The following is a 13,805-nucleotide window of genomic DNA, read 5'->3' on the forward strand; positions in this document are numbered from 1 at the left end:
GCGCGACCCCTTTTGACCATTTCCGGCCCTAACCTCGACTCGAACTCGGGTATCCCTCAAGCCGGACGGGGGCATGACGTCTCCAGCGGCCGCGCAACCTCGAGGAGGGGCACGTGCTTGAGCCCGCGTACCAGGCGGACGTCGTCGTCGTGGGGGCCGGCATCGCCGGACTCGCCGCGGCGCATCGACTGACCAGCGCAGGAGTTACGGTCACGGTCCTGGAGGCCGCCCATGGTGTGGGCGGCCGGATGGCGACCGAGAAGGTCGACGGCTTCCGGCTCGACAGAGTCGGACAGCTGCTGTCCACGGCATACCCAGAACTGCGCCACCTCCCCGGGCCGGACGGCCTCCCGCTGCTGCCCTTCGCGCCCGGCGTCCTGCTGCACAGCGAAGGCCGGCACCACCGCGCGGGCGCTCCGGCGGGCGCACGGGGCGCAAGGGGCGCAAGGGGCGCACTCCACGCTGTACGCGCTCTGGCGAGCGCCCCCCGGTCGGTGCCCGCGCCCCGGCGCCCGGTACTCGCGCCGCGGGCGTCCGGAAGGCCCGTGCCCGTGCCCCGCCCCCGGGCGGGCGCCCCGCTCGGCACGGCCGTCGACCAGGCCCGGCTCGGCGCCGCGCTGACCCGCCTGGCGAACACCCCGGTCGAACGGCTGCTGGCCCGCCCGGAGCTGCCCGCCGCCCAGGCGCCGACGGTGCGGGGGCTGCCGGTCCGCACGATCGACGGCTTCCTCCGCCCGCTGCTCGCCGCCCTGCTGTGCGACCCGGACCTCACGACCTCCAGCCGGTGCGCCGACCTCGCGCTGCGCGCCTTCGCCGCCGGACGGCTCGGACTGCCCGAGGGCGGCGCCGAGGCGCTGCCGGAGCGGCTGGCACGGGCGTTGCCGCCGGGCACCGTGCACACCGGCGTACGGGTCACCTCGGTCGCCACCAACGCCGTGACCACCGCGGAGCACGGCGTCATCCGCTGCCGGGCCGTCCTGGTGGCGACCGACGCGCGCGCCGCGGCCGAGCTGCTGCCGGGTCTGCGCGTGCCGGAGTTCCATCCGGTGACGGTGGTGCACCACACGACGGACGAACCGCCGACGACCGGCACCTCCCTGCTGCTGGACGCGGACCGCGGCGGTCCGGTCGCGCACACGGCGGTGGTCAGCCACGTGGACCCGTCCCGCGCACCGGCCGGGCGCACCCTCGTCTCCTCGACGGTCCTCGGCCCTCCCCCGCCCGACGTCGACACCGCCGTACGCATCCATCTGTCCCGCCTCTACGGCACCTCGACCACCCGCTGGGAGACCCTCGCCGTGCGCCACACCCCCGAGGCGGTCCCGGCCATGCGCCCGCCGCACGACCCGCGCAGGCCGGTACGGCTGCTGGCCGGCCTGTACGTGTGCGGCGACCACCGCGACACCAGCACCGTCCAGGGAGCGCTGCACTCGGGCCGCCGTGCCTCGGCGGCGATCCTGACGGACCTGGGGGCGGGCCGGCCGATGCACACCGCCGACCCCCTGCCCACGGCCCGAGCCGCCTGACGGGCTCGCGGCCCCCCGCGCCTGACGGACCCGGGCCCCTGCCAAGGGCCCGGGCCGCCCGGCGGACTCGCCCCCGGGCTATCCCAGCGCCGCCACCTTGTCCCGGTACCCCCGCACCGGCGCCGCGTCCCGGTACGGCTCCAGGCGCCGTTCGAAGTCGCGTACGTACTCCGCCGCCCGCACCGACCGCATCTCGGCCGCCTGCCCGGCCGCCTCGGCGGCCAGCTGGCAGGCCTGGTCGAGTTCGCCGAGGCCGAGGCGGGCGGTGGCCAGGACGACCCGGCAGAACAGCCGGCTGCGGGCGTAGACGGGGGCGCGCAATTGCAGTGAGCGCTCCGCGTGCTGGGCGGCGGCGCGGAACTGCTGGAGGTCGCGGTGGCAGTGCCCGAACTCGTCGGCGAGCTGCGCCTCGTCGAAGAAGCGCGCCCAGTGCGGCACCTCGTCGCCGGGCCGGGCCGTCTCCAGGGCGCGCTCCGCCCTGACCAGCGAGGCGGTGCAGGCCCGCACCTCGCCGAGCAGGCCGTGCGCCCGCGCCTCGACGGCGTGCAGCAGCGTCTGCACCACCGGCGGCGCGGAGGTCCCCACACCCTGCTGCGCCACCCGCGCGAGCTGTACGGCCTCGCGCCCGTGCCCCAGGTAGACGGCCTGGCGGCTCATGGTGACCAGCACGTAGGAGCCGTACGCCCGGTCCCCCGCCGCCTGCGACAGCCGCAGCGCCTGCACGAAGTAGCGCTGGGCGAGGCCGTGCGCGGCGATGTCGTACGAGGTCCAGCCGGCGAGCCGGGTCAGGTCGGCGGCGGCGGCGAACAGCCGGCGGCCGGTCTGCTCGCCGTAGGTGCCGCGCAGCATCGGCTCCAGCTCGTGTTCCAGGTAGCGCACCAGTGCCTGGCGGGCGTGCCCGCCGCCGTACCGGTCGTCCAGGCTGCGGAACAGCTCGCCGACCGAGCGCAGCGCGGCGAGGTCGCCGCCGGTGACCTTCTGGCCGGGGCCGCGCTCGGCCGGGGCCCGCCGGCGCGACGGGTCGAGCGGGACGGTGGTCCTGGGAGCCGCCGGGCGGCCCTGGGCGGGGATGCGGACGGGCACCTCGGTGCGGGCCACCTTCTCGTCGGCGCGGCCGATGAGCCAGTCCCGGCTGGGCACGACGAGGCCCGCCGGGGTGAAGGCGATCTTGCGCAGTTCGGCGTGGCTGCCGGAGTCCTTGCGCCACAGCCCGCCGACGATGTCGATGGCCTCCTCCGGGCCCGCGGCGAACTCCAGCCCCGCGTAGACGGGCGCACAGGCGTCCAGGCCGAGGTCCTGGGCGGTGAGGCGGCGGCCCAGGCGCCGGGTGAAGACCTCGGCGATCAGGGCCGGGGTGGTGCCGCGGGGCTGCTGGCCGCGCAGCCACCGGGTGACGGACGTCTTGTCGTATCTCAGGTCCAGGCCGTGTTCGAGTCCGAGCTGGTCGACGCGACGCGCGAGACCCGCGTTGGAGAACCCCGCTTCGGCGATGAGCGCGGCGAGCTGGCGGTTGGGGGTGCGCTGCGCGGGTCGTTCCGTCATGGTGCGGTGCGGTCTCCTGCCTTCCGGGCCGTTCGATGTGCCCGGAGCGCCTATGAGCAGCCCTTATGGCCTCGTGAACGGCGCGAATGTAGCGGAGAGTAAGCACTCGATCGCACAATTCGCCCAGCATTCATCCGATCGTGTGAGGATTGCCCGCCCGGCTGACGACGAACGGGCGGTCGTACAGTGGCGTGGGCACGGTTCGTGCCTTACGACCTTCCAGGGAGGCACTTGCCGTGAGTGAGCTGCGGTTCGTCCGCATGGGGTTCGGTGCCGAACGCGTCGAGTACCAGGAGGCGTGGGACGAGCAGCGCCGGGTGCACGCCGCGCGGTTCGCCGACGAGGTCCCCGACACGGTGCTGCTCCTCGAACACCCGCCGGTCTACACCGCCGGCCGGCGTACCGAGGACAGCGAGCGTCCGCTGGACGGCACGCCGGTCGTCGACGTGGACCGCGGCGGCAAGATCACCTGGCACGGTCCGGGCCAGCTGGTGGGCTACCCGATCCAGAAGCTCCCGCGCCCGGTGGACGTGGTGGCGCACGTACGGCGGCTGGAGGAGGCCCTGATCCGCACCTGCGCGGAGTTCGGGCTTCAGACCAGCCGGGTAGAGGGCCGCAGCGGGGTGTGGATCCTCGGCGACCCGGTGGAACGGCGCCCGGCGTTCGGCGGGCTCTCCCTGGACTTCGACCCCCGGCTGGCCGACGACGAGTTCGACCCGCGGATGAACGGGCCGGAGTACGCCCCGTCCAACGCGGGGCAGCGCCGCGAGGACCGCAAGATCGCCGCGATCGGCATCCGGGTCGCCAAGGGCGTCACCATGCACGGCTTCGCCCTGAACGTGAACCCGGACAACAAGTGGTTCGACAGGATCATCCCGTGCGGCATCCGCGACGCGGGCGTCGCCTCCCTGGCGAACGAACTCGGCCGCGACGTGACCATCGAGGACGTACTCCCGGTGGCCGAACGCCACCTGCGGGACGTACTGGAGAACGCGGACCTGAAACCGCGGGTGATCGAGAAGACGCCGGCTGCTTGAAGCCGACCCGTCCGGTCCTGCCAGGCGGAGGGCATAAATCCAGCCCGTCCGGCGTTTGAGGACGAGGCCGTTCAGGCCGAAGCGGGGGCCTGGGGGCGGCAGCCCCCAGCGAGGCCAGCACCCTCGCCGGGCATTCAAATCAACGGGCGTACGCTTAAAGGCGCCGAAGAATCAAACGCTAGGGAGCCGGTCGTGTCCGCAGTCGCACCCGACGGACGCAAGATGCTGCGCCTGGAGGTCCGCAACAGCCAGACCCCCATCGAGCGCAAGCCCGAGTGGATCAAGACCCGGGCGAAAATGGGCCCCGAGTACACCAAGATGCAGAACCTCGTGAAGAGCGAGGGCCTGCACACCGTCTGCCAGGAAGCCGGCTGTCCCAACATCTACGAGTGCTGGGAGGACCGCGAGGCGACCTTCCTCATCGGCGGCGACCAGTGCACCCGGCGCTGTGACTTCTGCCAGATCGACACCGGCAAGCCCGAGGCACTCGACCGCGACGAGCCGCGCCGGGTCGGCGAGTCCGTGGTCACCATGGACCTGAACTACGCGACCATCACCGGTGTCGCCCGTGACGACCTGCCGGACGGCGGCGCCTGGCTGTACGCCGAGACGGTCCGCCAGATCCACCAGCAGACGGCGGGGCGCGAGGACGGCCGGACCAAGGTCGAGCTGCTCGCCCCCGACTTCAACGCGGTGCCGGAGCTCCTCCAGGAGGTCTTCGCCTCCCGCCCCGAGGTCTTCGCGCACAACGTCGAGACGGTCCCCCGGATCTTCAAGCGCATCCGCCCCGGCTTCCGCTACGAGCGCTCCCTGAAGGTCATCACCGACGCCCGTGACTACGGTCTGGTCACGAAGTCGAACCTGATCCTCGGCATGGGCGAGACCCGTGAGGAGATCAGCGAGGCGCTGCGGCAGCTGCACGAGGCCGGCTGCGAGCTGATCACCATCACGCAGTACCTCCGCCCGTCCGTGCGCCACCACCCCGTGGAGCGCTGGGTCAAGCCGCACGAGTTCGTGGAGCTGCAGCAGGAGGCCGAGCAGATCGGCTTCTCCGGTGTGATGTCGGGCCCGCTGGTGCGCTCGTCGTACCGGGCCGGGCGGCTCTACGGGATGGCCATGGAGCAGCGCCGGTCCGCCACCGTGTGAATTCACGCACAAGTCACTACTCGCCAGTAATGGCCGATACGCCGCGGTCCCGACCGTCCTCGCAGATGAGGACACCGGTCGGGGCCGCGGCGCCGTCGCGGCCCCCGGCATCGCGGCTTCATGTCCGTTTGACCGGCGGGTCACGCCCTGGTAACACCAATCAGTGACCCTGAAATCACACCACGTACACCGTCTCCGCACCCGGAGCCGTACCGAGGGGGATCTCCACGATGCAGGCCGCGCCCGTTCGCGCCACCGCCGTTCGTGCCACCGCCGTCCGTGCCACCGCCATCCCGTCGTTCGCCACCGCCCTGCGCGCCGTCGAGTCGCTGCTGATGAGCGGTGGCCAGCGCACCGCCCGGCGCAACGCCTGGACCTCCGTGCTGGAGGACCGCCGCCGCGCCAAGGACCGGATCGAGACGGAGCGCGTCCTCGGGCAGTCCGTCGTCGGCCGCCCCTGACCGACGCCCCCGGCCCCGCCCCGGTCCCCCGGCCCGCCTCCCCGGGCCCGTCCCTTCTCCTCACGCCGGGCACTGCCGTCGTCGGCGCTTTCGGGGGCACGTAGACTTCCTGTCATGGCGAGGAAGGAACCTGCAGCGGACGCTGCGAATCCCGGGCGACTGAAGCAGATCGCTCTGACCTACAAGATGACCCGCAAGGCCGACAAAAAGATCGGTCTTGTACTCGCGGGTGTCGGCATCGTCGTCTTCGGTGTCTTCCTCGCGATCGGTTTCTTGATCGGTCACCCCATCTATCTCGGCATCCTGGGCCTGCTGCTCGCCTTCCTCGCGACGGCGATCGTCTTCGGGCGCCGGGCCGAGCGGGCGGCCTTCGGCCAGATGGAGGGCCAGCCGGGCGCCGCAGCGGCCGTACTGGACAACATCGGCCGGAACTGGACGACCACACCCGCGGTGGCGATGAACCGCAACCAGGACGTGGTGCACCGCGCGGTCGGCAAGGCCGGCATCGTGCTGGTCGCGGAGGGCAACCCGAACCGGGTGAAGTCCCTGCTCGCCGCCGAGAAGAAGAAGATGAACCGCATCGTGGCCGACGTGCCCGTGCACGATCTGGTCGTGGGCACCGGTGAGGGCCAGGTCGAGCTGAAGAAGCTCCGCACGACCATGCTCAAGCTCCCCCGCGTCCTGTCCGGCCCGCAGGTCACCGTGACCAACGACCGGTTGCGCGCGCTGGGCGACCTGATGAGCAACATGCCGCTGCCCAAGGGCCCGATGCCGAAGGGCATGCGCATGCCCAAGGGCGGCAACCCCAGGCAGCGCTGACCCGACAGGACTCCGACACGCCGGTACGGCGACGGGGGCGCCCGACTCAGCCGATGCGCGGCTTCCGCCGCGTGGCTCCGGGCGCCCCCGTCGTCGTACCGTCCGCGCTCGCCGTACCGTCCGCGCTCGCCGTACCGCCTCCGACCGCCGGTGGGCTCAGGGCGTCAGATCCGTACTTCCACGGTGCGCGCCACCCGGTCGTGCAGGCCGCGGCCGTCGCGGTCCCAGATCAGCGCCGGGAGGGCGAGGCACAGCAGGACCGAGCGCAGCAGGGCACGCGCCGGGCTGGGGCGGCCCGTGCCCAGCTCCACCACGCGCAGGCCGAAGAGGCGCTTGCCCGGGGTGAAGCCGACCGTGCCGACGGTCAGCACGCTCAGCAGGAAGTAGATCAGCAGGGCCCAGTTGCCGGTCGCCTGGCCGTAGCCGTCCGTGATCAGGCCGTATGCGATCAGGAGACACAGGCCCCAGTCGACGGCCAGCGCGCCGAGCCGCCTGCCCGGCCGGGCGATCGAGCCCGGCCCGTCTTCCGGCAGACCCAGCTGCTCACCCCGGTATCCGAGATCGGCGCCGGCCCCTTCGATGGCCGCGCGCGGCCCGGAAAGCCACGATCCGATTGCTTGCCTGTTGTCCACCCGTCCACGGTACTGCGCCCGTATATGACCGGCGTACGGCGGGGTGTGGCGGGCCGGGATGAGGCCTACGCTGGAACGGAGCCGGTTAACTTCTGCGAAACAAACGGGTCACGCCCGAGAAATCACCCGTCCCTAGGGTCGAGGAAGCGTGTGCCACCCGCACTGGACGCACGAACGATCTACCACCCCGGCGGGACGGTCGGGAGTAGGAGGAGCTGGATGTTCCAGAACGCCGACGACGTCAAGAAGTACATCGCGGACGAGGACGTCAAGTTCGTCGACGTCCGGTTCTGCGACCTGCCGGGCGTCATGCAGCACTTCACGTTGCCCGCCACGGCGTTCGACCCCGACGACGAGCAGGCCTTCGACGGATCCTCGATCCGCGGCTTCCAGGCCATCCACGAGTCGGACATGTCGCTGCGCCCCGACCTGTCCACGGCGCGGCTCGACCCGTTCCGCCGGGACAAGACCCTCAACATCAACTTCTTCATCCACGACCCGATCACGGGCGAGCAGTACTCCCGCGACCCGCGGAACGTGGCGAAGAAGGCCGAGGCCTACCTCGCCTCCACCGGCATCGCCGACACGGCGTTCTTCGGTCCGGAGGCGGAGTTCTACGTCTTCGACTCCGTCCGCTTCGCCACCAGCGCGAACGAGTCCTTCTACCACATCGACTCCGAGGCCGGCGCCTGGAACACCGGCGCGGTGGAGGACAACCGCGGCTACAAGGTCCGCTACAAGGGCGGCTACTTCCCGGTCCCGCCGGTCGACCACTTCGCCGACCTGCGCGCCGAGATCTCCCTGGAGCTGGAGCGGTCCGGTCTCCAGGTCGAGCGCCAGCACCACGAGGTGGGCACCGCCGGCCAGGCCGAGATCAACTACAAGTTCAACACGCTGCTCGCCGCCGCCGACGACCTCCAGCTCTTCAAGTACATCGTGAAGAACGTGGCCTGGAAGAACGGCAAGACGGCGACCTTCATGCCGAAGCCGATCTTCGGCGACAACGGCTCGGGCATGCACGTCCACCAGTCGCTGTGGTCGGGCGGCGACCCGCTCTTCTACGACGAGCAGGGCTACGCCGGCCTGTCGGACATGGCCCGCTACTACATCGGCGGCATCCTCAAGCACGCCCCGTCGCTGCTGGCCTTCACCAACCCGACGGTGAACTCCTACCACCGCCTGGTGCCGGGCTTCGAGGCGCCGGTGAACCTGGTGTACTCGCAGCGCAACCGCTCCGCCGCGATGCGTATCCCGATCACGGGCTCGAACCCGAAGGCCAAGCGCGTCGAGTTCCGCGCGCCGGACGCCTCCGGCAACCCGTACCTGGCCTTCTCGGCCCTGCTGCTGGCGGGCCTGGACGGCATCAAGAACAAGATCGAGCCGGCCGAACCGATCGACAAGGACCTCTACGAGCTGGCTCCCGAGGAGCACGCGAACGTGGCCCAGGTCCCGACCTCCCTCGGCGCGGTCCTGGACCGCCTGGAGGCCGACCACGAGTTCCTCCTCCAGGGCGACGTCTTCACGCCGGACCTGATCGAGACGTGGATCGACTTCAAGCGCGCCAACGAGATCGCGCCGCTGCAGCTGCGTCCGCACCCGCACGAGTTCGAGATGTACTTCGACGTGTGATCGACGTGTGATCGACACCCGGGTCGGCCCGGGCCGTCCGGCGCCCCCGTCTCCTGCTTGCCAGGGGCGGGGGCGCTGTCGTCGGACCGGTGGTGCGGTGGTTCGGTGGCCGAAAAGCTTCACAGGGGGAACCCGACCCGGAATCATGTTCACTGACACGGTTGTTCGAGTCAGGGGACGGGGAGAGGGACCGGCGATGTCCGAACGGAACGACGAGGAACGCGAGTTCGACATCAAGTGGGCTGACGGTGCCGAGCACAAGGAACCCTCCGCACGCGCCCGGATGCTCGCCGCGCGCTGGAAGGAGAACCCGCCCGGACCGGTCCCCTTCCGCGCCGATCCGGAGCACAGGGGGCGCGGACACCGGTCGTCCTGGGTGTCGACCGTCGTGGTGCTGGGCTGCGTGGCCGCGGTGATCGTCCTGCTCGGGTACATCAACTACCGGACGCCCTACTAGACCGCGTGGCCGCACCAGGACACGACGGGCGGGCGGGCGGGCGGAGGCCGGTATGAGTGACGGACGGCGGCACATCGGGACGGCGGAGCGGCGGGACCGGCTCGCGTCGCGGCAGCGGCTGGCGGGCGAGGTGCGGGCGGGAAGCCCTGAGGAGGTCGCCGGTTCGCTGATCGCCCTGCACGGCACCGACCCCGCGACGGTGTACCTGGCCGTGGGCGCCCGCCTGGCGGACGCGGCGAAGACCGTGGGCGAGACGGAGCGCGCGCTGTACGAGGACGGGACGCTGGTCCGGATGCACGGCATGCGGCACACCGTGTTCGTGTTCCCGACGGAGCTGACCGCGGTCGTACACGCCTCGACCGGCCTCGCGGTCGCCGCCCGGGAGCGGGCCTCGCTGCTCAGGCAGATGGCGGCGGCCGGGGCGCCGGACGCGGCCTGGCTGACGGAGGTCGAGGAGTCGGCGCTGGCCGCGCTGGCCCGGCGCGGCCAGGCGACGGCGGCCGAGCTGGCCCGGGACGAGCCACGCCTGAAGGAGCAGTTCGTGTACGCGGCCGGGAAGAGCTACGAGGGCGTGCACACCGTCTCCACCCGGCTGCTGAAGGTGCTGGGCGTGGAGGGCAGGGTCGTCCGGGGGCGCCCGACGGGCTCGTGGACGTCCAGCCGGTTCCGCTGGGCGCCGGCGCCCGGGCATCCCGGGCTGGAGGCGGCCGGGGCGCAGGCCGAGCTGTTGCGTGGGTGGCTGGCGGCGTGCGGGCCGGCGACCGAGGACGACCTGAAGTGGTGGACGGGGTGGCGGGTGACGGAGGTGCGCCGGGCGCTGGCCGCGATCGGCGCACAGGCGGTGTCGCTGGACGAGGGCACGGGGTACGTGGTCGCCGGTGACGCCGGCCCGGCCGCCGGGCCCGCCGGGCCGTGGGCGGCGCTGCTGCCGGCCCTGGATCCGACGGCGATGGCCTGGCAGCACCGGGACTGGTACCTCGCGCCCGAGCTGCGGCCGATGCTCTTCGACCGCAGCGGCAACGTCGGCCCGACGGTGTGGTGGAACGGCCGCGTGATCGGCGGCTGGGCCCAGCGGGCCGACGGCGAGATCGTCTGGCGGATCCTGGAGAGCGAGGGGACCGGCCGTGAGGCCGAGGCCGCGATCGCGGCGGAGGCGGAACGGCTGCGGGCCTGGGTCGGGACGACACGGGTCACTCCCCGGTTCCGGACGCCCCTGGAGCGTGAGCTGTCGGCGTAGGCCGCTACTCGCTCCGGGCGACGGCGACCGTCGGTGAGGTCCGGGAGGCGCGGAGGGCCGGCACCATTCCCGCGGCGGCGGTCACCAGGACGAGGGCGGTGAAGACCGCCGCGAGCTCCCCGGCCGGCACGCTGAACGGGGCGCTCGTCTCGGCGACCCGGACCACCAGCCAGGAGTACGGCAGGCCGAGGGCCAGACCGAGGATCCCGCCCAGGACTCCGTAGAGCGCGCACTCCACCGTGACCATGCGGTGCACGGCCGCTCCGCTGAGCCCCAGGGCCCGCAACAGCCCGAACTCGCGCCTGCGCTCGACGACGGTGAGACTCGCCGTCGTCGCGACACCGGCGACCGCCACCAGGACGGTCAGACCCAGGACCATGATCACTGTCGTGGCCATCGTGCGCAGGTCGTCCGACCCTCCGGCCTGTCCGGCCGGCTCCTCGGCCATGACCCGGCCGTCGCCGCGCTCCGGGCCGGTCAACGTGTCGGTGATGGCCCGCTGTGCGTGTATCCGCCCCTGAGCGCCGTCTTCCGAGGCGTTGGCGGTGACCATGGTCGGCGCCGCGTCCGCTCCCATACGGGTGAGATCCGCGGCGGTGACGAAGAATTCGCCTCCGTAGGGGCCGGCCCCGGACAGGGTCGCCGCCACCGTGAGGTGGACGGGCCGGCCCTCGAACTCCAGCGTCACACGGTCGCCCGCCCGGACGCCGAGCCGGTGGGCGTGGTCGGCGTCCACGACGACGTGGGCGCGTTCGAGGTCGCCGAGGGAGCCGGTGCGGGCGGTCAGGCTCACACCGGAGCGGACGGTGTCGAGGTCGAGGTCGGAGACCGTCGCGCCGCGGGTGCTCTCGACGGCCTCCGCCGTGCGGAACGCGGTCACGTCGGTGAGTTCGGGGTGGGAGTCCAGATCGGCGGCCAGCGACCGGTCCAGCGACTCACTGTCCCTGGCGTACAGGGAGAAGTCGGCGGGCGACTCCACCGCCTGCCGGTACCGCTCGTAGGCGCTCAGGGAGGCGAGGCAGGTCAGGGTCGAGCCGACCAGGCAGACGCCGAGGGCCACGACGACCGAGACCGAGGCCGCCCTGCCCGGCGCGCCGCCCACTCCGGCGACCGCGAGCCGGCCGGCCGCGCCGGTGCGGCGCAGCGGGACGGCCACGGCCGACAGCACCGGCCGGACCAGACGGGGGCCGAGGGCGATCAGGGCCAGGAAGGCCAGCCCGCCCGAGAGCACCACGAGGGTCAGCGCCGCGAACCGGTCGTACTCCGTGTCGCCGGGCCGGGGCAGCCCGTCGTACTGCTGCCAGGCGAGGAGCGCCGCGCCCGACGCGCACAGCAGGCCCAGCAGGGTCCGGCCGGTGCCGCTCGCCGTGCCCTCCCCGGACGCCGCGCCGCGCAGGGCCTCCAGCGGGGAGACCCGCGAGGCGGTCAGGGACGGGGACAGGACCGCCAGGACCGCCAGGAGGCCGGTGCCGGCAACGGTGAGAACGGCCTCCGTCAGCGGGAGGTGGGAGGGGGCGAACAGCTCGGGCCCCAACCGCCGGGCGAGCGGCGGGACGAGCTGCCCGCAGCCCCAGGCCGCCAGTACCCCGGTCGCGCCGGCCAGCAGGCCGACCACGGCCCCTTCGGCGACGAGCGCGGCGGCGAGCCGTCGCGGGCTCGCCCCGATGGCGCGCAGCAGCGCCAGCTGGCGTACGCGCCGCGCGAAGACGATGCGGAAGGTGGAGGTCGCGACGAGGACGGCCGCGCCGACGGCGACGGCGAGGAAGACGGTGACCAGCTCCAGGACGTCCTTGGCCTCCGCCACCGCCTCCCGGGCCTCCTGGTCGCGCACCTCGTCCCCGGACCGCACCCGCGCTGCGGGCACCGCCTGCCGGATCCGCTCCGTCAGCTCGGCCGACGCGGAACCGGACGCGGAGGATCCGGAGGAGGCGGAGGACGCGGTCTCGGTTCGGATGTCGACGCGGGAGTAGCCCGTCACGCCGAGCAGTTCCACGAGGTGGGGGCCGGGGGCGTACCCGGTGGGCCGCGCGTCGTTCGTGGCGGTGCTGCGGACGATGCCGCTGACCTCGACCGTCACCCGTCGGGTGCCGTCGCCGTCGGGTTCGGGCCGCAGCAGGGTGAGCGACGATCCCGGAGCGAGACCGTACTCCCGCGCGGCCCGCGTGTTGACGGCGAGGCGGCCGGGGCCGGCGGGGTACGTGCCGTCCAGCAGCCGGACTTCCGCCAGGGCGCCGGTGCCCGGGTCCGCGGAGAGTTCGAGGTAGCGTTCGACGGCGCTGCCGTCCAGCGGGCTGCCGCCGTCGATCCGGCCGACGGCCTCGGTGACCGAGGGCGTCCTCCGGATCTCACGGAGGCGGTCCTCGCCGATGTCCTCCCCGTCGTCGCCGGGTGTGACCACGACCGACACCGCTTCGGGTGTTCCGCGGAACTTCTCGACGACGGTCGCGGTGATGATCTGCTGGGCCATGACGGTCCCGAACACGACGAACGCCGCGATCAGCAGCGACAGTCCGGTCGCCGCGAACCGTCCGGGCCGCCTGAGGAGTTCCGCCACCTGGGAGCCCAGGACGGTCGCACGCCACGGGGTGCTCATCGCCGCCTCCCCATGAGGTCGGTGGCGAGTGCGGCGGCCCGTCCGGAGGGGTCGGTGTGCTCGTCCTTCACCACGCGTCCGTCCGCGAGAGTCAGTACCCGGTCGGCGTACCGCGCGGCCGCGGGATCGTGGGTGACCATCACGACGGTCTGGCCGAGGTCGTCGACGGACTGACGCAGCATGGCGAGGACTTCGGCGCCGGACCGGGAGTCGAGGTTGCCGGTGGGTTCGTCGGCGAAGACCACGGCCGGCCGGGCCACCAGCGCCCGTGCCACGGCGACCCGCTGCTGCTGGCCCCCGGACAGCTCGGCGGGGCGGTGCGACAACCGGTGCGCGATGCCCAGGACTTCGCAGATGTGGTCCACCAGGCCGCGGTTCGGGCGGCGCCGGCCGGCCAGGGTGAGGGGCAGCACGATGTTCTCGTAGGCCGTCAGCTGCGGCAGCAGGTTGAACGACTGGAAGACGAACCCGATCCGCTCCCGGCGCACCCGGGTCAGCTGCCGGTCGGCCAGCCCGGTGATCTCCGTTCCGTCCAGCACGATGCTGCCGGAGGTGACGGTGTCGAGTCCGGCGACGCAGTGCATCAGCGTCGACTTCCCGGACCCGGAGGGGCCGACGACGGCGGTGAACCGGGCACGCCGGACACCGACGGTCACCTCGTCGAGGGCCCGCACCTCCGAGGTGCCCTGACGGTAGGTCTTCACCAGGGCGGTGGCGGTGATGACG

At 72.8% G+C, this 13,805-nt stretch carries 12 protein-coding genes; 8 read left to right on the forward strand and 4 right to left on the reverse strand.

The features are described 5' to 3' along the window. The first annotated feature begins 113 nt into the window (after window positions 1-113). A complete protein-coding gene (locus tag ACH4NX_RS08590; protein ID WP_398127751.1) occupies window positions 114-1,526 on the forward strand; it encodes an NAD(P)/FAD-dependent oxidoreductase in 1,413 nt (470 codons plus the stop codon). A gap of 78 nt (window positions 1,527-1,604) precedes the next feature. Here ACH4NX_RS08590 and ACH4NX_RS08595 read toward each other — a convergent pair whose 3' ends face one another. Beyond that, the gene (locus tag ACH4NX_RS08595; protein ID WP_398127752.1) at window positions 1,605-3,068 is read right to left on the reverse strand and encodes a regulator; all 1,464 of its coding nucleotides are present in this window, start codon (window positions 3,066-3,068) and stop codon (window positions 1,605-1,607) included. 236 nt (window positions 3,069-3,304) lie between these two features. Here ACH4NX_RS08595 and lipB point away from each other — a divergent pair, with 236 nt between their 5' ends. The 4 genes from lipB to ACH4NX_RS08615 all read left to right on the forward strand — a co-directional run bounded on the left by lipB (window position 3,305) and on the right by ACH4NX_RS08615 (window position 6,531). Next, window positions 3,305-4,105, forward strand: a complete 801-nt coding sequence (gene lipB / locus ACH4NX_RS08600; protein WP_398127753.1) for a lipoyl(octanoyl) transferase LipB — start codon at window positions 3,305-3,307, stop codon at window positions 4,103-4,105. 192 nt (window positions 4,106-4,297) lie between these two features. Continuing rightward, entirely contained in the window at window positions 4,298-5,251 is a 954-nt protein-coding gene (gene lipA / locus ACH4NX_RS08605; protein ID WP_351392396.1) for a lipoyl synthase, read from the forward strand. Window positions 5,252-5,481: 230 nt separating this feature from the next. Then, on the forward strand, window positions 5,482-5,712 hold the full coding sequence (locus ACH4NX_RS08610; RefSeq protein ID WP_351392399.1) for a hypothetical protein: 231 nt from the start codon (window positions 5,482-5,484) through the stop codon (window positions 5,710-5,712). Between the two features lie 114 nt (window positions 5,713-5,826). Beyond that, window positions 5,827-6,531: a DUF4191 domain-containing protein gene (locus ACH4NX_RS08615; RefSeq protein ID WP_279563737.1), complete on the forward strand. Its 705-nt coding sequence runs from the start codon at window positions 5,827-5,829 to the stop codon at window positions 6,529-6,531. Window positions 6,532-6,695: 164 nt separating this feature from the next. Here ACH4NX_RS08615 and ACH4NX_RS08620 read toward each other — a convergent pair whose 3' ends face one another. After that, on the reverse strand, window positions 6,696-7,163 hold the full coding sequence (locus ACH4NX_RS08620; protein WP_351392402.1) for an RDD family protein: 468 nt from the start codon (window positions 7,161-7,163) through the stop codon (window positions 6,696-6,698). A gap of 219 nt (window positions 7,164-7,382) precedes the next feature. Here ACH4NX_RS08620 and glnA point away from each other — a divergent pair, with 219 nt between their 5' ends. From glnA to ACH4NX_RS08635, 3 genes are all read left to right on the forward strand, one after another. After that, window positions 7,383-8,792 carry a type I glutamate--ammonia ligase gene (glnA, locus tag ACH4NX_RS08625; protein ID WP_345594272.1) on the forward strand — a complete coding sequence of 470 codons (1,410 nt, stop codon included), beginning with the start codon at window positions 7,383-7,385 and terminating at the stop codon, window positions 8,790-8,792. Between the two features lie 196 nt (window positions 8,793-8,988). Then, the gene (locus ACH4NX_RS08630; protein WP_398127754.1) at window positions 8,989-9,249 is read left to right on the forward strand and encodes a hypothetical protein; all 261 of its coding nucleotides are present in this window, start codon (window positions 8,989-8,991) and stop codon (window positions 9,247-9,249) included. A gap of 52 nt (window positions 9,250-9,301) precedes the next feature. After that, entirely contained in the window at window positions 9,302-10,486 is a 1,185-nt protein-coding gene (locus tag ACH4NX_RS08635; protein WP_398127755.1) for a winged helix DNA-binding domain-containing protein, read from the forward strand. Window positions 10,487-10,490: 4 nt separating this feature from the next. Here the strand turns inward: ACH4NX_RS08635 and ACH4NX_RS08640 are convergent, their stop codons facing one another. After that, a complete protein-coding gene (locus ACH4NX_RS08640) occupies window positions 10,491-13,079 on the reverse strand; it encodes an FtsX-like permease family protein (RefSeq protein WP_398127756.1) in 2,589 nt (862 codons plus the stop codon). Then, window positions 13,076-13,783: an ABC transporter ATP-binding protein gene (locus tag ACH4NX_RS08645; RefSeq protein WP_398127814.1), complete on the reverse strand. Its 708-nt coding sequence runs from the start codon at window positions 13,781-13,783 to the stop codon at window positions 13,076-13,078. The genes ACH4NX_RS08640 and ACH4NX_RS08645 overlap by 4 nt, the downstream gene beginning before the upstream one ends. Window positions 13,784-13,805: the final 22 nt, after the last annotated feature.

The sequence above is a fragment of the Streptomyces sp. NPDC017225 genome (assembly GCF_044331465.1).
Classification (GTDB): domain Bacteria; phylum Actinomycetota; class Actinomycetes; order Streptomycetales; family Streptomycetaceae; genus Streptomyces.